Source organism: Actinomadura sp. 21ATH (assembly GCF_041951345.1).
GTDB lineage: Bacteria > Actinomycetota > Actinomycetes > Streptosporangiales > Streptosporangiaceae > Spirillospora.
The window spans coordinates 481,187-503,597 of the sequence record NZ_JBGNUR010000002.1 but is presented as its reverse complement, the minus strand read 5'-3'; the positions used below and the strand labels follow the sequence as shown (position 1 = coordinate 503,597).

Genomic DNA, 22,411 nt, shown 5'->3' with positions numbered 1-22,411 from the left:
GACGAGATGGCGAGCGATGTTACAAGCTCTGTGACGTGGCCGACCGAGACTGTTAGCGGACGGCCCGCCGTATCACCTCGCCACCTCTTGCCCCACCCGGTTCCCGTCGATCACCGGTCGTGCGGTGCGCCTCCACGGGAGGATCGAAGCATGACCCACGACAGCAGCGGCCGCCGTGGCCCCGAGCGCCGCCGGCAGGACATCGCCGACCTCGTCCTCACCGCGGGCTCGGTCACCGCGGCCGACCTCGCCGAGCGCTTCGGCGTGAGCCTGATGACGATCCACCGCGACCTCGACGAGCTCGAGCGCCAGGGCATCGTGCGCAAGCACCGCGGCGGCGTGACCGCCCAGCCGTCCGGGGTGTTCGAGAGCAACGTCGCCTACCGGATGAAGTCGATGCGCGCCGCCAAGGACGCCATCGCCGAGCGGGCCGTCGAGCTGGTCGAGCCGGGCATGGCGGTGATGCTGGACGACTCCACCACGACGCTCGCGCTCGCCCGCCGGCTCTCGGGCATCACGCCGCTGACCGTCATCACCAACTTCCGCGAGGCGATCAACCTGCTGGCCAGCGAGCGGGACATCCGGCTGATGGCGCTCGGCGGCGACTACGACCCGCTCCACGACTCGTTCCTCGGGGTGGCCTGCGTGGACGCCATCACGGCGCTGCACGTGGACCTGTGCTTCGTGTCCACCTCCGCGGTCTCCGGCGGGTTCGCCTACCACCAGGAGCAGCACATCGTCTCGGTGAAGCGCGCCATGCTCGGCGCCGCCGCCCGCAACGTGCTGCTCATCGACCATTCCAAGCTCAACCGCGTGGCGCTGCACAGGGTGGCGCCGCTCTCGGTGTTCGACCGCGTCATCGTGGACGACGGCGCCGGCGCCGAGGCACTGCGCGACCTCGACGAACAGAAGGTGACCTACGAGATGGCGACGACATGAGGGTGCTGGCCGCGGGCGACCGCTTCGTCCTCCCGGAGCTGCTGGACGGCGCGCTGCGCGCCGAGCTCGGCGGCGCCGCCGACGTCCGGCCGCTCGAACTGCCCTGGCCGGTGACCCCGTTCGGGCCGGTGGGCGAGGTGGACGAGGCGTCCGGCACCGAGGAGGCGATGATCGAGGCGCTGGAGGGCGCCCGCGCCTGCGTGACGCAGATGGCGCCCATCACCGCCAAGGTCCTGGACAACGCGCCGGACCTGGAGCTGGTCGCCGTCGCGCGCGGCGGCCCGATCAACGTGAACGTCGAGGCCGCCACGGCCCGCGGCGTCCGCGTCTGCTACGCGCCGGGCCGCAACGCGACCGCCACCGCCGAGTACACGGTCGGCCTGCTGCTGGCCGCGCTGCGGCGCATCCCCGAGACGCACGCGGCGCTCGCCGGGCGCGGCGAGTGGGGCGGGCGCTACTACACCTACGACGCCACCGGCCTCGAGCTGGAGGGCACCGCGGTCGGCCTGGTCGGCGGCGGCGCCGTGGGCAGCCGCGTCGCGCGGATCCTCGCCGGCTTCGGCGCCGACGTCCAGGTGTACGACCCGTACCTGCCGGACGGTGATGGTCCCGCCAGCTTGGACGACCTGCTTCGCCGCTCCCGCATCGTCTCCCTGCACGCTCGGCTCACCCCCGAGACCCGCGGCCTGATCGGCGCCCGCGAGATCGGCCTGATGCCGCCCGGCTCGGTGCTGATCAACTGCGCCCGCGGCGGGCTGCTGGACCAGGACGCCCTCTGCGACGCGCTGGAGTCGGGCCACCTGCTGGCGGCCGGGCTCGACACGTTCGCCGAGGAGCCGCCGCCCCCCGGCGCGCGCGTGCTCTCCGCGCCGAACCTGGTCATGACCCCCCACCTGGGCGGCGCCAGCCGCGCCGTCGCCGAGAAGGCGGCGCGGATCGTCGCGGCCGAGGTCGGCCGCCTGCACCGGGGCGAGCCGCTCGCCCACTGCCTCAACCCCTCCTGAACGCCCCGACGGGGCGCCCCCGACGCAAGTGAGGAGGCCCACGATGTTCATCGGGATCGACGTGGGCACGTCCGTGGTCAAGGCCGCGGCGTTCGGCGAGACCGGCCGGGTACTGGCGGTCGAGGCGCGTCCCGCGCGCACGAGCGCGCGGGACGGCCGGGCCGAGCAGGACCCGGACGAGGTCGCGGGCGCCGTCGCCGAGGTGCTCGGCGCGCTCACCGCCCGCCACCCGGACCCGGTCGCGGCCGGGCTGACCGGCCAGGGCGACGGCGTGTGGCTGGTCGACCGGGACGCCCGGCCGGTCCGCCCCGCGATCACCTGGATGGACGCGCGGGCGGGGGACATCGTCGCCGAATGGGCGGCGAGCGGCGTGGCGGAGACGGTGTTCCGGCGGACCGGCAACGCCCTGTTCCCGGGCTGCCCGGCGCCCGTGCTCGCCTGGCTGGACCGGCACGAGCCCGCGGCGCTGGACGCCGCCGCGACCGCCGCGTACTGCAAGGACGTGGTCTTCCAGCGGCTGACCGGCGTCCGCGCCACCGACGTGAGCGACGCGTCGGTGCCCTTCCTGAACCCGCGGACGCGCGCGTACGACGCCGAGGCGCTGGCCGCCTGCGGGCTGTCGCACCGGGCCGGGCTGCTCGCGCCCGTCGCCGAGCCGCGGCCCGAGGGCGCGGTGCTCGCCGGCCGCCCACTGCCGGCGGGGCTGCCGATGACCGCGGGACCGTTCGACGTGCCCGCCTGCGCGCTCGGCGCCGGGGTGACCGAGCCGGGCGACGGGCTGCTGATCATCGGGACCACGCTGGCCTGCCTGGCGGTGATCGACGAGCCGATGCTGGCCGGCGAGCCGGCCGGGTTCCACTTCGCCACCGGGCGGCCCGGCCGCTGGCTGCGCGGCATGCCCGCGATGGTCGGCACCGCCGCGCTGGACTGGGTGCTGGACGCCGTCGGCGCCGGGCACGGCGACCTGGAGGACCTGCTCGCCGCCTCCCCGCCGGGGGCGCGGGGCGTGCGGGTGCTGCCGTTCTTCGCGCCCTCGGGGGAGCGCGCCCCGTTCGTCGAGCCGGCGGCCCGCGCGGAGATCACCGGCGTGAGCCTGGAGACGACCACCGCCGATCTGGTCCGGGCGACCTGCGAGGGCATCGCCTTCGCGGCGCGGCACTGCCTGGCCGCCGCGGGCCTGTCCGGGGAGCTCGCCGTGGCGGGCGGCGGCACGCGCAGCGACTCCTGGCTCGGGCTGTTCGCGGACGTGCTCGGCCGCCCGCTGCGGGTCGCCGCGGCGGAGGCGGGGGCGCGGGGCGCCGTGCTGGCCGCGGGGCACGGGCTCGACGCGGCGGAGTGGACGCGGCCCGCCGGCGTCCGCGATCCCGACCCGGGCCGCGCCGCCTTCTACGAGGAGGAGTACGCGGCGTACCGGAACCGGGTCGCGGCCGCCCGGGAACGCTGGCAGGACAGTTCGTAAAGTCGAATAGCGTTCCTATCTCAAACAGCGTCACCGCGGCCGCGCGGCCATTCGCATTCCGCCGTTCGGCACCGGAAAGGGGCTCCTCGTAGCCGCTCTGACCTAGGGCGAAGGGGTCGCTTCGGCGCGCGCGGAATTCGGGTCGGCGGCCGCCGAAATAGCCTCTCCCGAGCCTTGACACCCTGATCGGGCAGCTCCTACTCTTAATTTCTCGTAAAATCGCGTTAAGTTCTCAGCAGAACTGTTGATATTCATGATCGGAGTGCTCCGGTGACCGGTACCGGTTCCCCCAGCGCGACGCTGGCGCCCTACGGGCTCCGCTGCGACCACCGCGCCGAGCCGCTGGGCCTGGACGCGGCCGCGCCGCTGCTGTCCTGGCGGCTGGCGTCCGGCCGGCGCGGCGACGCGCCCGCCGCGTACCGGGTGCGCGTGCGCGTCGCGGGCGGCGCCGCGGACGGCACCGAGGTCTGGGACTCCGGGCAGGTCGCCGATCCCGCCGCGGTCGGGGCGCTCTACGCGGGCGAGCCGCTGCGGCCCCGCACCCGCTACCGCTGGACCGTCACCGTCACCGCCGAGGACGGCGCGGCGGGCGAGGCGGAGTCGTGGTTCGAGACCGGGATGGGCGCGCCCACCGGCTGGACGGCGTCGTGGATCACCCACGACCGGACCGCGCTGGACGTGGTGGACGCCCCCGAGGAGGGCGTGCTCGCCATCCCCGACCACGGGCTCGAACCGGCGATCCGGCTGCGGCGCGCGTTCGAGACGGCCGCCGCGCCCGTCCGCGCCCGGCTGTACGTCACCGCCAAGGGCCTGTACGAGGTCCGCGTCAACGGCGTCCGCGCCGGCGACGCCGAGCTGGCCCCCGGCTGGACCGACTACCGCGACCGGATCGAGTACCAGACCTACGACGTGACCGCGCTGCTGCGCGCGGGCGGCAACGTGCTCGCCGCGACGATCGCCGACGGCTGGTGGAGCGGCTTCACCGGCTTCGACGCCCGCCGCTCCGGCGCCCACTACGGAACGTTCCCGGAACTCCTGGCCGAGCTGCACCTCACCCACGCCGACGGCGCCACCGAGGTCATCGCCACCGGCGCCGACTGGCTGACCGCGCGCGGGCCCGTCCGGTACGCCGACCTCCTCATGGGGGAGTGCCACGACCTCCGCCGCGAGACCCCCGGCTGGGACCGCCCGGACCCGCCCGCCGCGACGGCCGAGGCGCTCGCCGGCTGGCTCCCCGCCCAGGTCACCGGCGACGGCCACGACCTGCTCATCGCGTCGGTCGCGCAACCCGTCCGCGCCGTCCGGGAGCTGCCCGCGGTGTCCGTCACCCGCGACCCGGACGGCCGCCACCTCGTCGACTTCGGGCAGAACTTCGCCGGCCGCGTCCGGCTCACCGCGCGCGGCCTGGCCCGCGGCGACCGGGTCGTGATCCGGCACGCCGAGACCCTCGACGACGACGGCCGGATCTACACCGCCAACCTGCGCACCGCCGCCGCCACCGACGTGCTCGTCGCGGGCGACGCCGCCGAGGCGGTCTTCGAGCCGGGCTTCACCTACCACGGCTTCCGGTACGCCGAGGTGTCCGGGCTGGAGTCCCTGGACGCGGCCGACGTCACCGGCGTGGTCCTGCACAGCGACACCCCCTGGGCGGGCGCGTTCGCCTGCTCGGACCCGGCCGTCGAGCGGCTGCACCGCAACATCGAGTGGGGCCAGCGCTCCAACTTCGTCAGCGTCCCCACCGACTGCCCGCAGCGCGACGAGCGGCTCGGCTGGCTCGCCGACGCCCAGGTGTTCCTGCCGACCGCCTGCCTGAACGCCGACGTCGCGGCCTTCTTCGACGGCTGGCTGCGCGAGGTGCGCGGCGCCCAGTCCGCCGACGGCTGCTTCACCAACGTCGCGCCCCGGCTGGCCGGGGTCGCCGACGAGGGCGCGCCCGGCTGGGGCGACGCCGGGGTCCTGGTGCCCTGGCACCTCTACACCGTCTACGGCGACGAGCGCGTTCTGGAACGCAACCTCGACGCCATGTGCGCCTGGGTCGACTTCGTCCACCGGCACAACCCCGACCTGGTGTGGAGCCGCCGCGTCGGCCCGCACTACGCCGACTGGCTCGCGCTCGCCCCGACCCCGCGCGACGTCGTCGCCACCGCGTACTTCGCCCGCAGCGCCGAGCTGACCGCCCGCGCCGCCGAGGTCCTCGGCCGCGGCGAGACGGCGCGCCGGTACGGATCGCTCGCCGAGCACGTCCGCAAGGCGTTCGGCGAACGGTTCGTGACCGCGGACGGCCGGGTCGAGGGCGACACCCAGACCGCCTACCTGCTGGCCCTGGCGTTCGACCTGCTGCCCGCCGCGCTCGTGCCGCGCGCCGCCGCGCGGCTGGCCGAGCTGGTCGAGGCCGCCGGCCCCGGGGTGACCACCGGGTTCCTCGGCGTCGGGCTGATCGCGCCGGTGCTCGACGCGCACGGCCGCGCCGACCTCGCGCACGCGCTGCTGCGCCGTACCGAGGCGCCGTCCTGGCTGTCCCCGCTGCGGCACGGCGCCACCACCGTCTGGGAGCGCTGGGACGGCTACACCGACGAGCGCGGGTTCCAGGCCGCCGCGATGAACTCGTTCAACCACTACGCGCTCGGCTCGGTCGGCGAATGGCTCTACCAGGGCGTCGCCGGCCTCGGCCAGGCCCCGGACTCGGCCGGCTACCGCGAGCTGCTGATCCGCCCCCGCCCCGGCGGCCTGACGGCGGCGAGCGCGTCGTACGAGTCGGTGCGCGGCACCGTCCGCACCGCGTGGACCCGCGAGGACGGCGCGTTCCGGCTCCAGGTGACGGTGCCGCCCGGGGCGTCCGCCACCGTGGTCGTCCCCACGCCGGACCCCGGCGGCGTGCGGGAGGGCGGCGTCCCCGCGGCCGAGGCGCCCGGGGTGCGCATCATCGCCGCGGAGCCCGGCGCGCTCCGCTGCCACGTGACGTCGGGGGAGTACCGCTTCACCGCGGAGGCCCATTGACCGCCGTCCCCGAGCGGGACGGTCCCGGCGGTTCCCCGCCGGTCATCGAGGAGGACACATGACATCGTCGTTCGAGAGGGCGCCCCTGAGCCGCCGCAACTTCCTGCGCGCGACCGGCGGGGCGGCCGCGGCGGTAGCGCTGCCCGGGGTCCTGGCGGCCTGCGGCGGCGGCTCGTCGGGCGGGTCCGGCACCCTGCGCCTGGTCGGCGTCGCCGACCAGCAGAAGGCGCTCGACGCGCTCACCAAGGCGTACACCAAGGTCAAGTTCAACACCTCGTTCGCGCCCACCGACCAGGTGCAGACCTCGGTGCGCACCCAGCTCGGCGCGGGGAACGCCCCCGACGTGCACGTGGTGTTCCCGGGCAACGGCAGCGCGATGAGCATGGTGCAGATCGCCCAGGCCGGGCTGCTCACCGACCTGAGCGACCAGGCGTGGACCAAGAAGATCCCGGCGAACTTCAAGCCCGCGTACCAGCTGGACGGCAAGACCTTCATCTACTCGCCCGGCTCCAGCGTCATCGGCGCCATCTACAACAAGAAGGTCTTTCAGGAGGCCGGGGTCGAGCCGCCCAAGACCTGGAGCGAGTTCCTCCAGGTCTGCGACAAGATCAAGAAGAAGGGCAAGGTCCCGATCGCGCTGGGCGCGCAGACCCCCTGGATCACGCAGCTGATCACCTACGCGCTGGTGCCGTCGACCGTGTACGCCAAGAACCCGAGGTTCGACGAGCAGATGAAGGCCGGGTCCGCGTCGTTCGCGCAGTCCGGCTGGGTGCAGGCGCTGGAGATGTACCTGGAGCTGCAGAAGCGCGGCTTCTTCAACGACAACCCCAACGGCACCACCTTCGAGCAGGCCACCTCCATGGTCGCCACCGGCAAGGCCGGGATGGCGATCCAGGTCTCGGCGGTGCTGCCCGACTTCCGCAAGGCCGCCACCAGCCCCGACGACCTGTCGATGTTCCCGGTGCCCGGCGCGGACAAGGAGGCGGACGTCTGGATCCCCGCCGGCGTCGTCGTCGGCGTGGGCGTCAGCGCCCGCAGCAAGAACAAGGACGCCGCCAAGGAGTTCCTCGGCTTCCTCGGCGAGCAGCGCAACATCAACGCCTGGTCCGAGGCCGTCGCGTGCGTCCCGTTCGTCCGCGACGGCAGCTCCAAGATCGACCCGGTGCTGGACCCGTTCCTGCCGTTCATGGACGGCGGCAAGGCCGTCCCGTTCATGGACCAGGCGTGGCCCAACGCCGAGGTCCAGCCCGCGCACTTCGCCATGGTCCAGGAGCTGCTCGGCGGCAGGACCACGATCCCGCAGGGGCTGGCGAAGCTGGACGAGACCTACCGGAAGAAGTAACCAGTGGCACCCACGACAAGCGCCCCGGCCACGCCGGCGGCCGGCCGCCCGGCCGGGAAGGGCACCGTCCCGGAAGGGCGGCGCCCCCGGCGGCGCCGGGGCGGATTCCTGACGCCGCCGTGGTGGTTCGCGGCGCCCGCCCTCGCCGTGTACGTGCTGGTGGTGCTCTACCCGAGCGTCAGCGGCATGGTCTTCGCCTTCACCGACTGGAACGGTCTCGGCGACCGCTCGTTCACCGGGTTCGCGAACTTCGGCCGGCTGTGGGGCGACGAGGCCGCCCGGGGCTCGCTGGTCAACACGCTGCTGCTGACCGTCGCGATCGTCTTCGTGCAGAACGGCATCGGGCTGCTGCTCGCGCTCGGCGTCCACACGCGGATCAAGTCGCGGGCCGTGCTGCGGGTGGTGTTCTTCGCCCCCGCCGTCGTCAGCCCGGTCATGGTCGCGTTCCTGTGGAAGTACGTCTACAACCCGGCGCCGGACGCCGGGCTCAACGGCATCCTCGGTGCCGTCGGGCTCGGCGGCCTGCGCCAGGACTGGCTCGGGAACCCGTCGCTGGCGATCTGGTCGGTGGCGGGGATGGTGGTCTGGCAGTTCGCCGGCTACTCGATGGTCATCTTCCTGGCCGGCCTGGAGGGCGTCCCGCAGGACCTGCACGAGGCCGCGATGATCGACGGCGCCGGGCGGTTCCAGCGGTTCCGGCACGTGACCTGGCCGCTGCTGGCGCCCGCGGTGACGATCAACCTGATGCTGTCCACCATCGGCGGGCTCAAGCTGTTCGACCAGGTGTACGCGGCGACCAACGGCGGTCCCGGGCACGCCAGCGAGACGCTGTCCACCGTCCTCTACAAGCAGGCGTTCGTCTTCGGCAACTACGGCTACAGCACGGCGATCGCGCTGGTGCTGGCGCTGTTCGTGGCCGCGGTGTCGCTCGTCCAGATCTACTACCTGCGCGGCCGGGAGGTGAGCGCGTGAGCCTCCGCTACGGCTTCCGCACGTTCCTGCTCGAACTCGTGATGATCGCCGTCGCCCTGGCGTTCCTGTTCCCGGTGTACGCCCTGGTGACGCTGTCGCTGAAGGGCAAGCAGGAGATCGCGTCGGCGCCGCTGTCGCCGCCGACGTCCCCGACGTTCGGGAACTTCTCCGACGCCTGGGAACGGGCCTCGCTCGGCTCGGCGCTGCTCAACAGCACGGTGATCACCGCGGCGAGCCTGCTGGTGCTGATCGCGGTGGGATCGTTCGCCGCGTACTTCCTGGCCCGCTGCGCCACCCGGCTCGGGTTCGGGCTGTACGTGCTGTTCCTGCTCGGCATCGTGCTGCCGTTCCAGCTCGGCATGATCCCGCTGTTCAAGATGGTGGACGCGGCCGGGCTGCTCGGCACCTACCAGGGGATGATCGTCTTCTACACCGGCATCCAGCTGCCGTTCACGATCTTCCTCTACACCGGGTTCATCCGGGCGCTGCCCGCCGACTACGCCAACGCCGCGATGATCGACGGCGCGGGCCACCTCCAGGCGTTCACCCGGGTGGTGTTCCCGCTGCTGCGGCCGATCACCGGCACGGTGCTGATCCTGAACGCGGTGTTCATCTGGAACGACTTCTTCACCCCGCTGCTCTACCTCGGCGGCTCGGCGCGGGAGACCGTGCCGGTGCGGATCTTCGCGTTCGTCGGCCAGTACGTGTCGGACTACGGCCTGGTCTTCGCCGGCCTGGTGCTGGCCGCGCTGCCGATCCTGGTGGTGTTCCTGCTGCTCCAGCGGTACGTCATCAAGGGCTTCGCGAGCGGGCTCAAGGGATGATCCCGGCCCGGCTGCGCGCGGTCCTGGAGTCGCCCCCGCGCGCGTACTCCCCGGCGCCCATCTGGTGGTGGAGCGGCGAGCGGCTGGAGCGGCCGCGGCTGCGCCGCCAGCTCGAACGGTTCGCCGAGGGCGGCGTCTTCAACCTGGTCATCCTGAACCTGGCGCCGTCCGGGCCGATGTTCGGCTCGGACGCCGACGACCCGCCGTTCTTCTCCGAGGCGTGGTGGGAGCTGCTCGACGGGGTCTGCGAGGACGCCGCCGGGCTGGGCGTGTCCCTCTGGTTCTACGACCAGCTCGGCTTCTCCGGCGCCGACCTCCAGGCCCGCCTGGTCCGGGACGTGCCGGGCTTCGCCGGGCAGTGGCTGGAACGCGGCGGCGGCACCGCCGCGCGCGGCTTCGACTACCTGTCGGCCGAGGCGTGCGCGGTGCTGCTCGACCGGGTCCACGGCGAGTTCGAGCGGCGCCTCGGACACCGCCTCGGCAACGTGATCGTGGGATCGTTCCAGGACGAGCTGCCGTCGCTGCCGACCTGGACGGACGCGTTCGCCGGGGAGTTCGAGCGGCGGCGCGGCTACGACCTCGTACCGCACCTCAAGGCGCTCTGGGAAGGCGGCGACGGCGGCGGCGCGATCCGGCGCGACTACCACCTGACCCGCGCCGAGCTGGCCGAGGAGGCGTTCTTCCGCCCGCTCGCCGAGTGGCACGAGCGGCACGGGCTGCTGCACGGCTGCGACCAGCAGGACCCGGCGCGCGCCGGCCTGCCCGCCGACGGCGTCCGGCTGTACGCCGACTACGCGCGCACGCACCGCTGGTTCGGCGCGCCCGGCTCCGACCACCACGGCGACGCGCGCGTCCACTCGTCCCTGGCGCACCTGTACGGGCGGGACCGCGTCTGGATCGAGGCGTTCCACTCCAGCGGCTGGGGCGGGACGCTGGAGGAGACGTTCGACTGGCTGCTGCCCTGGCTGCGCGCCGGGGCGACCCTCTACAACCCGCACGCCGTCTACGCCACGACCAAGGCGGGCTGGTGGGAGTGGGCGCCGCCGGCCACCGACTGGCGGCAGCCGTACTGGGCGCACCACAAGGTCTTCGCCGACGCCGTCGCGCGGCTGTGCGCGGCGCTGTCCCTGGGCCGGCACGTGTGCGACACCGCCGTGCTCTTCCCGACCGCCACCGCCCAGGCCGGGACCCGGCTGGACGGCGTGGACGCCGCCGCGGCGCTCGCCCAGGACACCTACCGCGCCCTGGTCGGCGACATGGCGTGGTTCCGGATGGTGCCCGGCGCGCTCGACCGGCTGCGGATCGACGCCGACGTGCTCGACGACGACTCGGCGCAGCGCGCGGTGGTCGCCAAGGGGCGGCTGAACGTCGCGGACGAGTCGTACGCCACCGTCCTGCTGCCCGCCTGCACCGTGCTGGAGGGCGAGACGGCCCGGCGGCTCGCCGAGCTGATCGAGGACGGCGGGCGCGTCATCGCGATCGGCCCGCCGCCCCGCGAGGGCGTCGGCGACCCCGCGGCCGGCGCGGCGGTCGAACGGCTGGCCGGGCTGGTCGAGACCGTTCCGGACGTCGCCGGCCTCGCCGCGCTGCTGGAAAAGGAGCGCCGGGTCGAGGCGCCCGTCCCCGCCCTGGTCCGCGAGGTGGACGGCGCCACCGTCGTCTTCCTGACCGCGGCGGAGTCCATGGCCAGCCGGGTCTCGGTCGGGCGGCCCGACGAGCGCGGCATCGACCTCGGCTGGCTCGACGTCACCTACGACTTCGACCCGGACCGTTACCTGCGGGACGTGCCCGTGCGCGTCGAGGGCGTGCGCGGACCGGCCTACCTGGTGAGCCCGTTCGGCGGGCCGCCGCGGCCGCTCGCGTGCACGCCGTCCGGGACGGCCGCCGAGGTGGTCGTCCCGTTCGACGACGGTCCCGCCGCGCTGCTCGTCTTCCCCGGCGGCGCGGCCGGGGAAGACGAGCCCCCCGCCGCCGCGCCCGGGCCGGAGACCGTCATCGACCTCGGCACGACCTGGGACATGGAACTCGTCCCGACGCTCGACAACTCCGGCGGCGACTTCGCCCTCCCGGCCGGGGAGGCCGTCCCGCTGGAACGCTGGGACCTGCTGCACCGCGTCGAGGGCGACGGCGGCGCGGACGGCTGGGCGCCCGCCCACGCCACCTTCGGACCGCACGGCCTCTGGCGCCGCGGGACCGCGGACGGCGGACCCTGGCGGACGGCCGTGTACTCCGGCTCGCGCGGCATCCGCAAGGACCCCGTGCACCGCGAGGTCCTCGGGCCCAAAGGGCACGTGCCGGAGGAGTTCCTCGACTTCGGCGACGTGCCCGCCGGGGAGCAGGTGACGTTCCGGGCGCGCCTGACCGTACCGGCCGAGGGCCGCCTGGCGGTCGGCGCCGCCGCGGCGAAGACGCTGCTGGTGGACGGCGCCGCCGTCCCGCTCGACGATCTCGGCTACCTCGCCGTCGGCACCGCCGCGCTACCGGCCGGGGACCACGACCTCGAACTGCGGCTCGTCCCCGACGAGGACGTGCGGCTGCGCGCCCACGTCGCCGTGGTGACCGACCCGGCCGCCTACCGCCGCCCCGAGTGGATGACCGTCGCGGGCGGCGGCCCGCCCGGCGAGCAGGTGGTGTTCACGACCGCGCCGGGACCCGGCACGACCCTCCAGGTCGTGTCGGCGGCGCCGTGCCGCGTCCTGCTCGACGGGACGGAGATCGGCCGGCAGGGCGGCTTCGACCCGTACGCCGAGCACGGGTCCCCGCGCGCCGGCCGCTACGAGCTGCCCGTGGGCGGGACGGAGCTGGCGCTGGTCCTCACCGGCACGGGCGAGCCCCCGGCGGTGCTGGTGGACGGCGCCGCGATCTCCGGGCCCGGCTGGACCGCGGCGCGCGGCGGCGCCCCGGCGGCCGTGCGGACGCGGCGCCGCCAGCACGGCGACCCGGCCGCGCTGCACCTGCGCCGCCGCCCCCACCCGCTGCCCGGCGCGGCCTGGCTGGAGGGCGGCCCCGCCGGCGGCGCCGTGCTGCCGGCCCGCCTCGCCGTACCCGGAACGGCGGACCGCGTGGAGCGGCTGCGCTTCACCGTCCCGCCCGGCGCGGCGCGGATGTCGTTCGAGGTCACCGGCGAGCTGCTGGAGGTCCTGCTGGACGACCGGAGCCTGGAGTTCACCGCCGGCCGGGCGGCCGATGTGCCCCTCCCCGGGAACGGCCGGCCGGGGGCGCGCATCGCCGAGCTCCGGATCCGGACGCGGCCGGGAGACCAGGGCGGCGCCGCGCTGGCGGGCCCGGTGCGGTTCGCGGCGGGCCCCGGCACGATCGCGCTCGGCGACTGGGAGGAGTCCGGCCTGGCCGGATACAGCGGTGGCGTGCGCTACCGCCGCCGCGTCGACCTCCCCACCGGCACCACCGCGGGCACGCTCGACCTCGGGCGCGTCCGCGGCACCGCCGAGGTGACGGTGAACGGCCGCCCGGCCGGGGTCCGCGTCTGCGCGCCGTACACCTTCGACCTCGGCTCCTCGGCGCGGCCCGGCGCCAACGAGATCGAGATCGTCGTGTACGGCACCCTCGCCCCCTATCTCGACGACGTGAGCCCGACCCACTTCGTCTTCGCCGGCCAGCGGGTCTCGGGCCTGTTCGGCCCGGTGAGCCTCCGCGCCCGCTAGTCCGGCCAGCCGTCCAGGAGGGGGTCGGCCGCGGCGGCGGCGCGCATCGCGGTCACCGCGCCGCGTCCTCCCGCTTGCTCAGATGGGTCATACGCCGGGACCATGGCGCGGGCCGGTCAGCCGGGCGCCAGCCCCGCGCGCACGGCGAACACCGCCAGCCGGATCCGGTTCGGGCAGCCGGTCTTGGCCAGCAGCGCGGCGACGTGCGTCTTCACCGTCGTCACGCCCAGATGCAGCCGGTCGGCGATCTCCTGGTTGGACAGCCCGGCGGCGACCAGCGCCAGGACCTCCCGCTCGCGCGGGGTGAGATCGCCCGGGCAAGTCTCGGTGCGGACGCTCACCGCCCGTTCCACCAGCCGGCCCAGCACGTCCTGGCTGAACGGCGTACCGCCCGCGGCGGCCCGGCGGACCGCGTCCAGCAGCTCGCCCGGCGGCGCGCTCTTGACCAGGAACCCGCACGCTCCGGCGGCCAGCGCCGGGTACAGGTGGTCGTCGTCGCCGAACGTGGTCAGCGCCAGCACCCGGGGGCGCGGGCCCGCCGCCACGATCCGCTCGGTGGCCGCGGTGCCGTCCAGGCCGGGCATCCGCAGGTCCATCAGCACCACGTCGGGGACGAGCCGCCCGGCCAGCTCCACCGCCTCGCGGCCGTCGGCGGCCTCTCCGGCGACCTCCATGTCACCGGCCGACTCGCAGAGCATGCGCAGCCCCATCCGGACCAGCTGCTGGTCGTCGGCGATCAGCACCCGGATCACGGCCGCACGGCTCCGGACACGGAAGCGGGCGCGGGCAGCTCGGCCGACAGCCGCCACCCGGGCCCGGCCGGGCCCGCCTCGAAGACGCCGCCGAGCAGGTCCACCCGTTCGCGCATCCCGGCCAGCCCGTGCCCCGGCGGCGCCGGCGCGCCGTGCCCGTCGTCCCGGATCTCCAGCCGGACGGCCGCCGCGTCGACCCGCGCGCTCAGCCGTACCGTGGCGCGCGGCCCGGCGTGCTTGGCGGCGTTGGCCATCCCCTCCTGCGCCAGCCGCAGCAGCGTGCCGCCCCGGACGGGATCCAGCCCGGCCACCGCGGGGTCGATGGACGCCTCCACCGCCAGCCCCGCGGACCGGCCGCGCTCGGCTACCCGGTCCAGCGCGGCGGGCAGGGCGGCCGGCTCGACCGGCGGCGGGTCGCCGTGCACGGTGGCCGGATCGCGCAGCACCGCCACCAGGTGGCCCAGATCGTCCAGCGCCGCGGTGCCGGCGGCGTGCAGGTCGTCCAGGACCTCCCGCACGCCCGGTCCGGGATCGGTCAGCACGTGCCTGGCCACGCCGACCCGCAGCACCATCGAGGAGACGTGGTGGGCGACGAGATCGTGCAGCTCGCGGGCCATCGCGGCACGCTCGGCGGCGCGCGCAGCGCGCGTCTCGGCGGCGGCCCGTTCCCGCGCCGCCCGCGCCGCCGCCCGCGCCGACCGCAGGTAGGCCCCCGCCAGCAGCAGCACCGTGAGGAACACCGCCACCCGGAACAGCGCGGCCGGCACCTCCGCGGCCGGGCCGCCGGCCCACCCGCAGGCCACCGCCAGCGCGAACGCGGCCGCGCCCGCGAACAGCTCCCAGGCGGGCCGCCGCACCGCCAGCTCCAGCAGCGCGATCGCCAGCATCCCCTTGACCGGCACGACCATCGCCGAGCCCGCGGCCTCGGCGATGCCCAGCAGCACCGAGAGCGCGGCCACGGCGGGCATCGGCAGCCGTGCCGCCGCCGCGTACGCCGCGTACGCGCCGGCCACCAGGGCCCAGTCGGCGGTGCCGCCGGGACGGTGCATGAGCGCCAGATCACCGGCGGCCAGGGCCGCGACCAGTGCCAGGCGCAGCGGGACGAACCAGCGCGAGACGAGATTCTCCACCCGGTCGGCGAACACGTACCGATCCTAGGTCGGCCGCCGCGCCCGCGGCCTCCGCCGCAGGCAGGACGCGGCCCTCCTCCGAGTGGCCGCCGGTTCGGGCCCACCGGCCGATGTACGCGCGCCGCGCGCCGCGCTGGAATCGGGGCCATGAACCTCATCGGCATCGGCCGCGCGTTCGCGGTCCTCATCAGCGCCGCCACGTTCGCCTTCCTCTTCCTCCATGACTCCTGGCGGGGCGACAACCTCTTCCTGGTACCGGACCTGATCCTGTGCGTCCTGCTGCCGGTGTCGGCCGCGCTGCCGGCCCGGTACGCGGCGCCCGCGCTGGCCTTCACGTTCGCCATGTGCACCGGCGTCTTCACGGCCTCGGTCTCCTCCTACGCCGTCCGCGGGGAACTGGGCGCCGCCAGCCTCCTGGGCGTCGCCGGCTGCGCCGCCGCGGCCGCGCTCCTGCAACGCCACCTGATCGTCCAGGGCCGTCCCCGGTGACCCGTGCGCGTCAGGGGCGGGTGGGGGTGGCGAGGACTTCGCCGCTGCCGTTGGAGTGGAAGAGCGTGCCGTCCGCGGCGCACAGGTTGTCGGCGAAGATCAGGCGGGATCGGTGGTCGGCGCGTACCCGCCGCACCAGCCGGCCGGTCGCCGGGTCGAACGAGAGGAGACCCCGGTCGCCGACGTGCAGCAGGCCGTCCGCGAGTACGGGCGCGCCGTTGCTGTCGGGGTGCAGCCGCTGCTGCCACAGGCCGCGGCCGGTGGAGCTGTCCACGGCGACGAGCAGGCCGGTGCGCGAGTTCGCGAAGAGCCGGCCCGGGGTGACGACCATGGGGGGCGGGCCGGCGAAGCCCTTGTCCATGCCGAGCGGGTACGTCCAGCGGAGCCGCCCGGAGCGGCGGTCGAGCGCGTGCACCACGCCCGCCCACCCGACCATGTAGATCGTGCTGTCGTCGGCCAGGGTCAGCGCCCCGTCGTCGGTGATGGGAGTGGAGAGCTCCGCCTGCCAGCGCGGCCTGCCGTCCGGGGCGCCGAAGGCGAGCACCGTGTGCGAAGCCGCCTGGAGCGCGCCGCTGACCGCGAGGACCAGGTCCCCGGCCTTCTGGAGGGGAACCTCCGAGCGCTGCGGGAGTTCGGCGGACCACCGGCGGCGGCCGGTCGCCGCGTCGACGCCCACCAGCAGGTCCTCGGCGCCCAGATGGCAGACGGTCCGTCCGGAGGCGACGGGCCCGTGCGTCGGGAGGGTGCCGTGGCGCCACCGTGCCCGGCCGGTGCGGGCGTCGAAGGCAGCCAGCGTGTTCTCCTCGCCGGCCGGGACGCACACCACACCGCCCGCCGCCGCCGGAGGCGGGCCGGAGGAGTTCAGGCCGAGCCGGTGCGACCATGCCTCCCGGCCGGTGGCGGTGTCGTACGCGGCGATCCGGCCGTCCCTGAGCCGCAGGAACAGCCGGTCCCCCGACCATGCCACGCCCTTCACGTCCTCGGTGAGGACGTTCTGGACGCTCCACCGGACCCGGCCGGCGCGCGGGTCCACGGCGGCGAGCGTGCTCCCGCCGACGGCGAGCAGCACACCGTTGACGATCACGAGTCCGGGCCCTCCCGGCACCCGTTCACCTGGTAACCGCACCATCCAGCGCACCGCGCCCGGCGTGGCGGCGGGCCGGTTGCGCATGTCGTCGATCGCCAGGAACGCGGCCACCCCGGCGACCGCCCCGCCGCCGATCAGCACCCGGCGCGGGATCCGCCGCCGGCGGGGGACCGGCAGCGGCGGAGGCACCGGTTCCGTGCTCCGGCCGCCGATCGCGGCGACCACCTGGTACGGCAGCCACCCCGTGCCGTGCAGGTCCATGGTCGCGGATTCGGCCAGCCGCGCGGTCACCTCTTCGGGGGCGGGCCGTCCGGCGGGGTCCTTGGCGAGGCAGGCGGCGGCGATGTCGCGCAGCACGGCGTCGGTCATCGCCTCCAGCCGCGGCGGCTCGTGCACGGTGCGGTGCAGGACCAGATGGACGGGACCGTCGCCGAACGGCCCCGTCCCGGTGACGGCGAAGACCAGCACCGCCCCGAGGGAGAACATGTCGGAGGCGGGCACCGCGGTACCGTGCGCGACGTGCTCGGGCGCCATGTACCCCGGCGAGCCGATCACCTCGCCGCTCTGCGTGATCGCCGCGGAGTCGGCCGCCCGCGCGATGCCGAAGTCGATCACCCGCGGGCCGTCCCGGCCGAGCAGCACGTTGGCCGGCTTGAGATCACGGTGGACGACGCCCGCCCGGTGGATGGACCGGACCGCCTCCGCCAGTCCCACCGCGAGCGCCCGGACGGCGGCCGGCGGCAGCGGGCCGTACGACCCGACCGCCTCGTCCAGGGACAGGCCGGGGAGGTAGGAGGTCGCCAGCCAGGGGCGCTCCGCCTCGGGGTCGGCGCGCAGCACCGGGGCGGTGAAGACGCCGCCGACCGTCTGCGCGATCTCCGCCTCCCGCCGGAACCGGGCGCGGAACCCGGGATCGTCGGCGAACTCGCGGTGGATCAGCTTGATGGCCACCGCCCGACCGCCGGGGGACGTGCCCAGGAAGACCTCGCCCATGCCGCCCTGCCCCAGCCTGGCGAGCACCCTGAACTGGGCGAGCCGTCTCGGGTCGCCGGGGCGCAAGGGCTCCATCGTTCTCTCCAGGGGTCAGGGGCCGGTGACGGCGACCAGGCCGCCGGCCGAGCAGACGACGGCCCCGGCGGCCGCGGCCAGCCCGTCGATCTCGGCGTCGAGGCGGGCGCGCCACAGCAGGCGCCCGCGATCCAGGTCGACGGCGTGCACGGCGCCGCCGCCGGGCGCGTAGAGCGTGCCGCCGGCGCGGGCCGGCGGGGACGTCGCCGTCTCGGCGCCGCCGGCCTCGACGGGCACGGCGAAGCGCTGCCTTCCGGTGCCCCGGTCGAACGCGCGCACGAAGCCGGCCGTGTCCTGCACGACGACGGCATCGCCGTACAGCACGGGCGGCCGGACGACCTTCCCCGCCTGCGCGCTCCAGACGGCCTTGCCCTGCCGTACGGCATGGAGCCGGTTCCCCAGGCCGGTGACGTAGACCGTGCCCGCGTCCGGCAAGGCCGCCGCCCGGCCCTCGGCGCGATGGGTCCACATGGTCGCGCCCGACGCCGCCTCCAGGACCCGGAACTCCTCGCCGGCCAGGACGCAGAGAGCCCCGCCGCCGGCGGCCAGCACCGGCGGGCTCCCGGCCCAGCCGAGCGAGCGCCGCCACCGCTCGGCCCCGGTACGGAGATCGAACGCCATCAGCGCGCCCGCCGCCACGATCACCAGCCCGTCCGCCGCGATCGGCGGCCGCACCGGAGCGGTCAGCGGCGCCGTCCACCGTCGCCGCCCGTTCTCGGTGTCGAAGGCGGTGAGCGCCCAGCGCGCCCCGCGGGCGGCGCCGCGCAGGCCGCCCGTCTCGAGCGCGACGACCGTGTCCCCGGCGAGCGCCGCCCGTTCGGAGGAGCGCCTGATGTCCCGCTTCCAGCGCTGCTTCCCCGTCCGGGCGTCGACGGCCAGGAGCCACCCGCCGGCGCCCATCAGGTCGCCGGCCGAGGTCACCGCGTACGCCGTCCGCGCGTCGGTGACGGGAGCCGCCTCCGCGCGCTGGTCCCGGAGCCGCCACCGCACCCGTCCCTCCGCCGGGCCGCCGCCCGCGGGGCCGCCGCCCGCGGCCGCGGGCGTCTCGGGCGCCCGCGGCGACGTCCCGGTCCGGGACCGCCGCCACGCGGTCAGCTCGCCCAGCCCGGCGCCCGCCGCCCCCACCCCCGCGAGCCCGCCGGCGATCAGCAGCCGCCTCCGGCGGACCCGCCGCGGCAGCATCAGGGTGGCCGGCGGCGGCCGCGCCTGCCGGTCCCGTACCGCCTCGGCCAGCGGCGCGGGCAGCCACCCGACGCCCACCGGCGCCGTGCCGGTCCAGCTCAGCCGGTCCAGCAGCATCGCCGACGTGGGACGCAGCGCGGGGTCGCGGGCGAGGCAGTCGGCGACGAGGCCGCGCAGGAACGCGTCGGGGATCCCGTCCAGGTCCGGGTCCTCGTGCAGCACCCGGTGGACCATGACCGGGAGCGGGCCGTCGCCGAACACCCGGCGCCCGGCGGCGGTGAACCCCAGCACCGCGCCCAGCGCGAAGACGTCGCCCGCCGGGCCCACCTCCCGCCCGGCGGCCTGCTCGGGCGACATGTAGCCGGGCGTGCCCAGGACCCCGCCGGGACGGGTCAGCGCGTGGTCGTCGGCCGCCCTGGCGATCCCGAAGTCGATGATCCGCGGGCCCTCGCCGCTGAGCAGCACGTTGGACGGCTTCAGGTCGCGGTGCACCACACCGGCCCGGTGGATGGAGTCCAGCCCCTCCGCCAGCCCGGCCGCCAGCGCCAGCGCCGCCTCCACCGGGAACGGCCCGTGCGTCCGGACCGCCTCCTGCAGCGACAGGCCCGGCAGGTACGCGGTGGCCAGCCACGGCGTGGGCGCCTCGGGATCGGCCTCCAGCACGGGCGCCGTGAACGCGCCGCTGACCAGCCGGGCGTTCGCGACCTCCCGCCGGAACCGCGCCCGGAACCGCGGGTCCCGCGCCAGATGCTCGTGGATCACCTTGACGGCGATCGGCGTCCCGGCCGGCGTGCGGCCGAGATAGACCCGTCCCATGCCCCCGGCACCGAGCCGGGCGACCAGCACGTGCGGCCCGATGCGCACCGGATCGTCCGGTGTCAGCCGTTCCATGGCATCAATGACGCACACCGGGCGCCCGGGATCCACCCTTCCGCCGGAAAAACTTCGACCCGCCCGCGTCCGGGCGGCCTCATCGGTGGAACGGCTCCGGCGGCGCGGCGATCGGCCTGCCATGATCTGCGGCATGAGCACCGTGGAGGATGGGGCGATGATCGCGCTGGTGACCGGCGGCAACCGCGGGATCGGCCGGGAGGTCTGCCGGCGGCTGGCGGACCTCGGCCACACCGTCCTCCTCACCGCCCGGTCGCCGGACGCCGCCCGCGCCGCGGCCGAGGACGTCGGCGGGGGCGCCGTCCCCATGCAGTTCGACGTCACCTCCGGGGAGGACGTCACCCGGGCGGCCGTCCGGTCGCCGAGGGCGCGGCCGGGATCGTCTGGGCCGCCACCCTGCCCGACGGCGGCCCGACCGGCGGATTCTTCCGCGACGGCCGCCCCCTGCCCTGGTGAGCCGGCGCGGCCGGCCGGGCGCTAAACCGTGCCGCGGCGCGGCGGGTGCCGCTGGTGCGTCGCGCCGGGCCCGAGGGTGACGGTGCCGTCGGCGTCCCGGTGGAACCGCGTGGCCTCGCCGAACGGGTCGTACTCGGCGTGGCCGCTGCCCGACAGCACGACCCCTTGCACGGTGCCGACACTGCCGGCAGGGGCGCCCTGCAGGGCACGGACGACCTCGCTGATGGCGGTGGCGGGGTGCCGCGCGACGCCGCCGTGCCCCCGGGCCGGGACGTCCCAGGAGTAGAGCTGGCGCGCCCCCAGCCGCAGCCAGTCCGGACGGGCGGGGCGTACGGCGTCGAGCATGGCCGGCTCCGGGCCCGGGTCGGGCCCGGGTGGCCCGAGGGGACGGGCGGGCGGCGAGACGCTCATCGGCGGAGCCCTTCGAGTCGTGGACGTGTTCCCTCCACGGGCTCGTCCCCCGGTGAAGGATGGCGGACCGGCACCGGCCCAGGCCCGGGGCGGTCCGGGAGCCGGGTCTCGACCGTCGTGGTCGGCGCGCCCCCTCTGCACCCCCGACCGCGGCGGTCACCGCTGGTGGCGTGGGACTGGCCGGTCCACCAGCGAAAACCCTAGTACGAAACCGAACTGGCGATTATTATTTCAGGTAATTGATGTTGCCAGTTTACGTCTCGACGGCCAGAGCGGCCCCCAGGTATCCGGCATCTCTCAATAAAACGGGCGGACGTCAATGATCGACAGGAACGACCGTGGTTCCCGGCTGCAGGTGGACACCTCCAAGCTGGGCCGCCACGTGCTTCTCACCCTGCACGGCCGCGGAGACGTGACCAGCCGCCGTGCGTTGTGCAGCCATCTGGTCGTGGCGCTCGATCAGGCCGCCCGCACGGGCGGCGAGGTGGCGGTCATCGTGCATCTGGCCGAGCTGGAGTGCCTGGACGCCGGCGGCCTGTCGGCCATGGTGACCGCCGCGCACGCCGCCCAGGACCTGGGGGTGCGGTTCGCGGTGGCCGCCGGCGGCCCGACGGCCGCCGTCCCGCTGCGGCGCAGCGGCCTGGAACGGGCCGGCTGGGTCCACGCCGACCTCGCCTGCGCCCTGCGCGCCCTGACCGCCGCCGAATCCAGCGACGACCCGCTACCCGGCGTCTGCACCTGCCCGCGGAGCGGCGGCGGACGGCAGCCGGATGTCGGTGACGCGCTCGACCCGGCCGCGTGCCGAACGTGCCGGGCCGGAGTCGAGGGCGATCCGGGCGGGGCTGCCGGCCGGGGCGACGAGATGTAGCGTGCCGCGGGCGGCGTGCACGGCGAAGCGGGCCTTGGCCAGCAGGGCGGTCCCGGCGGAGTCGATCCGCGTCACCTCGGTCAGGTCCAGCGCGAGGTGCAGCGGCCGCGGGGTGAGCACGACGGTCGACAGGATCTGCGCTTCGGCGGTGACCACGGTCGAGGCGTGCAGGGCGCCGGCCAGGTGCAGGATCTGCAGCGGCCCCTGCCGCGATGTGCGGATCTCCAGCTCGCGGCGGGGTGTGTCGCCGGCGGGATCGGCCGGCATGGCGGCCGCGAGCGGTTCCGCGTCCGACGACAGAGACTGCGGCATGGACGGCTTGATCAGCACGAGGCATCCCCACTCTCATCGTTACGAGCACAGACGGGTCCGGATCCGGACGCGGCAAGTGTAATACGCGAAACGATATTCGCCAAAGGAGAGTCGTATGATGGGGGAGTGAACTCCTGCCGCCCTGCCCGCGCCGAGCCGTACCCCGGTAGGCGGACGGCGGCACAAAAACGCGGAACCACGAGGTGAACGAGTGGAGACCTCGCCCGAGCACAAGAAGACCTGGACCTTCCTGACCAACCACGCCCGCGTCCTGATCCTCATCGCCCGCAGCCCCGACATCCGGATGCGGGACGTGGCCCAGGAGATCGGGATCACCGAGCGCGCCGCCCAGCTGATCATCAACGATCTCGAAGAGGGCGGCTACCTCACCCGCACCCGCGTGGGCCGCCGCAACACCTACACGGTCGACCCCGACATGCCCTTCCGCCACCCGATCGAGGCCGACCACGACGTGCGCGACCTGCTGGCGCTGTTCGCCGACGACATCGCGCACGCCACCGGCTGACCGCCGCCCCGGGCCGCCCGGTTCCGCCGGATCCGGGCGG

Annotated in this window: 17 protein-coding genes; 11 read left to right on the top strand and 6 right to left on the bottom strand. The window is 75.4% G+C overall.

Annotation, left to right across the window (positions count from 1 at the left end):
* Window positions 1–150: 150 nt before the first annotated feature.
* From ACA361_RS08900 to ACA361_RS08865, 8 genes are all read left to right on the top strand, one after another.
* The gene (locus ACA361_RS08900) at window positions 151–939 is read left to right on the top strand and encodes a DeoR/GlpR family DNA-binding transcription regulator (protein ID WP_375011342.1); all 789 of its coding nucleotides are present in this window, start codon (window positions 151–153) and stop codon (window positions 937–939) included.
* On the top strand, window positions 936–1,943 hold the full coding sequence (locus ACA361_RS08895) for a 2-hydroxyacid dehydrogenase (RefSeq protein ID WP_375011341.1): 1,008 nt from the start codon (window positions 936–938) through the stop codon (window positions 1,941–1,943). The genes ACA361_RS08900 and ACA361_RS08895 overlap by 4 nt, the downstream gene beginning before the upstream one ends.
* A gap of 43 nt (window positions 1,944–1,986) precedes the next feature.
* Window positions 1,987–3,402, top strand: a complete 1,416-nt coding sequence (locus ACA361_RS08890; protein ID WP_375011340.1) for an FGGY family carbohydrate kinase — start codon at window positions 1,987–1,989, stop codon at window positions 3,400–3,402.
* A gap of 270 nt (window positions 3,403–3,672) precedes the next feature.
* The gene (locus tag ACA361_RS08885; RefSeq protein WP_375011339.1) at window positions 3,673–6,399 is read left to right on the top strand and encodes a family 78 glycoside hydrolase catalytic domain; all 2,727 of its coding nucleotides are present in this window, start codon (window positions 3,673–3,675) and stop codon (window positions 6,397–6,399) included.
* 58 nt (window positions 6,400–6,457) lie between these two features.
* The gene (locus ACA361_RS08880) at window positions 6,458–7,741 is read left to right on the top strand and encodes an ABC transporter substrate-binding protein (RefSeq protein WP_375011338.1); all 1,284 of its coding nucleotides are present in this window, start codon (window positions 6,458–6,460) and stop codon (window positions 7,739–7,741) included.
* A 3-nt stretch (window positions 7,742–7,744) separates the two neighbouring features.
* Window positions 7,745–8,713 carry a carbohydrate ABC transporter permease gene (locus tag ACA361_RS08875; protein WP_375011337.1) on the top strand — a complete coding sequence of 323 codons (969 nt, stop codon included), beginning with the start codon at window positions 7,745–7,747 and terminating at the stop codon, window positions 8,711–8,713.
* Entirely contained in the window at window positions 8,710–9,537 is an 828-nt protein-coding gene (locus ACA361_RS08870) for a carbohydrate ABC transporter permease (protein WP_375011336.1), read from the top strand. The genes ACA361_RS08875 and ACA361_RS08870 overlap by 4 nt, the downstream gene beginning before the upstream one ends.
* The gene (locus ACA361_RS08865) at window positions 9,534–13,199 is read left to right on the top strand and encodes a glycosyl hydrolase (RefSeq protein WP_375011335.1); all 3,666 of its coding nucleotides are present in this window, start codon (window positions 9,534–9,536) and stop codon (window positions 13,197–13,199) included. The genes ACA361_RS08870 and ACA361_RS08865 overlap by 4 nt, the downstream gene beginning before the upstream one ends.
* Before the next feature lie 116 nt (window positions 13,200–13,315).
* Here the strand turns inward: ACA361_RS08865 and ACA361_RS08860 are convergent, their stop codons facing one another.
* Together ACA361_RS08860 and ACA361_RS08855 are read right to left on the bottom strand one after the other, a co-directional pair.
* The gene (locus tag ACA361_RS08860; RefSeq protein WP_375011334.1) at window positions 13,316–13,951 is read right to left on the bottom strand and encodes a response regulator; all 636 of its coding nucleotides are present in this window, start codon (window positions 13,949–13,951) and stop codon (window positions 13,316–13,318) included.
* Complete coding sequence (locus ACA361_RS08855; RefSeq protein WP_375011333.1) at window positions 13,948–15,096, bottom strand: sensor histidine kinase; 1,149 nt, start codon at window positions 15,094–15,096, stop codon at window positions 13,948–13,950. The genes ACA361_RS08860 and ACA361_RS08855 overlap by 4 nt, the downstream gene beginning before the upstream one ends.
* Before the next feature lie 132 nt (window positions 15,097–15,228).
* Here ACA361_RS08855 and ACA361_RS08850 point away from each other — a divergent pair, with 132 nt between their 5' ends.
* The gene (locus tag ACA361_RS08850) at window positions 15,229–15,570 is read left to right on the top strand and encodes a hypothetical protein (RefSeq protein ID WP_375011332.1); all 342 of its coding nucleotides are present in this window, start codon (window positions 15,229–15,231) and stop codon (window positions 15,568–15,570) included.
* A 10-nt stretch (window positions 15,571–15,580) separates the two neighbouring features.
* Here ACA361_RS08850 and ACA361_RS08845 read toward each other — a convergent pair whose 3' ends face one another.
* Together ACA361_RS08845 and ACA361_RS08840 are read right to left on the bottom strand one after the other, a co-directional pair.
* On the bottom strand, window positions 15,581–17,725 hold the full coding sequence (locus tag ACA361_RS08845) for a PQQ-binding-like beta-propeller repeat protein (RefSeq protein WP_375011331.1): 2,145 nt from the start codon (window positions 17,723–17,725) through the stop codon (window positions 15,581–15,583).
* Window positions 17,726–17,740: 15 nt separating this feature from the next.
* The gene (locus ACA361_RS08840; RefSeq protein ID WP_375011330.1) at window positions 17,741–19,798 is read right to left on the bottom strand and encodes a PQQ-binding-like beta-propeller repeat protein; all 2,058 of its coding nucleotides are present in this window, start codon (window positions 19,796–19,798) and stop codon (window positions 17,741–17,743) included.
* Between the two features lie 133 nt (window positions 19,799–19,931).
* Here ACA361_RS08840 and ACA361_RS08835 point away from each other — a divergent pair, with 133 nt between their 5' ends.
* A complete protein-coding gene (locus ACA361_RS08835; RefSeq protein WP_375011329.1) occupies window positions 19,932–20,279 on the top strand; it encodes an SDR family NAD(P)-dependent oxidoreductase in 348 nt (115 codons plus the stop codon).
* On the opposite strand, the gene ACA361_RS08830 is transcribed toward ACA361_RS08835, so the two are convergent.
* Both ACA361_RS08830 and ACA361_RS08825 read right to left on the bottom strand, forming a co-directional pair.
* Complete coding sequence (locus ACA361_RS08830) at window positions 20,276–20,599, bottom strand: hypothetical protein (RefSeq protein ID WP_375011328.1); 324 nt, start codon at window positions 20,597–20,599, stop codon at window positions 20,276–20,278. The genes ACA361_RS08835 and ACA361_RS08830 overlap by 4 nt on opposite strands.
* Window positions 20,600–21,386: 787 nt before the next feature.
* On the bottom strand, window positions 21,387–21,845 hold the full coding sequence (locus ACA361_RS08825) for an STAS domain-containing protein (RefSeq protein WP_375011327.1): 459 nt from the start codon (window positions 21,843–21,845) through the stop codon (window positions 21,387–21,389).
* A gap of 211 nt (window positions 21,846–22,056) precedes the next feature.
* Between ACA361_RS08825 and ACA361_RS08820 the strand changes: the two genes are divergently transcribed.
* The gene (locus ACA361_RS08820; RefSeq protein WP_375011326.1) at window positions 22,057–22,371 is read left to right on the top strand and encodes a helix-turn-helix transcriptional regulator; all 315 of its coding nucleotides are present in this window, start codon (window positions 22,057–22,059) and stop codon (window positions 22,369–22,371) included.
* Window positions 22,372–22,411 lie beyond the last annotated feature (40 nt).

Coding starts and splice junctions, on each gene's coding strand:
- ACA361_RS08880 (WP_375011338.1), top strand. CDS start 6,458: ATGACATCGTCGTTCGAGAGGGCGCCCCTGAGCCGCCGCAACTTCCTG.
- ACA361_RS08865 (WP_375011335.1), top strand. CDS start 9,534: ATGATCCCGGCCCGGCTGCGCGCGGTCCTGGAGTCGCCCCCGCGCGCG.
- ACA361_RS08840 (WP_375011330.1), bottom strand. CDS start 19,798: ATGGAACGGCTGACACCGGACGATCCGGTGCGCATCGGGCCGCACGTG.
- ACA361_RS08845 (WP_375011331.1), bottom strand. CDS start 17,725: ATGGAGCCCTTGCGCCCCGGCGACCCGAGACGGCTCGCCCAGTTCAGG.
- ACA361_RS08895 (WP_375011341.1), top strand. CDS start 936: ATGAGGGTGCTGGCCGCGGGCGACCGCTTCGTCCTCCCGGAGCTGCTG.
- ACA361_RS08835 (WP_375011329.1), top strand. CDS start 19,932: ATGAGCACCGTGGAGGATGGGGCGATGATCGCGCTGGTGACCGGCGGC.
- ACA361_RS08900 (WP_375011342.1), top strand. CDS start 151: ATGACCCACGACAGCAGCGGCCGCCGTGGCCCCGAGCGCCGCCGGCAG.
- ACA361_RS08890 (WP_375011340.1), top strand. CDS start 1,987: ATGTTCATCGGGATCGACGTGGGCACGTCCGTGGTCAAGGCCGCGGCG.
- ACA361_RS08830 (WP_375011328.1), bottom strand. CDS start 20,599: ATGCTCGACGCCGTACGCCCCGCCCGTCCGGACTGGCTGCGGCTGGGG.
- ACA361_RS08850 (WP_375011332.1), top strand. CDS start 15,229: ATGAACCTCATCGGCATCGGCCGCGCGTTCGCGGTCCTCATCAGCGCC.
- ACA361_RS08825 (WP_375011327.1), bottom strand. CDS start 21,845: ATGCCGCAGTCTCTGTCGTCGGACGCGGAACCGCTCGCGGCCGCCATG.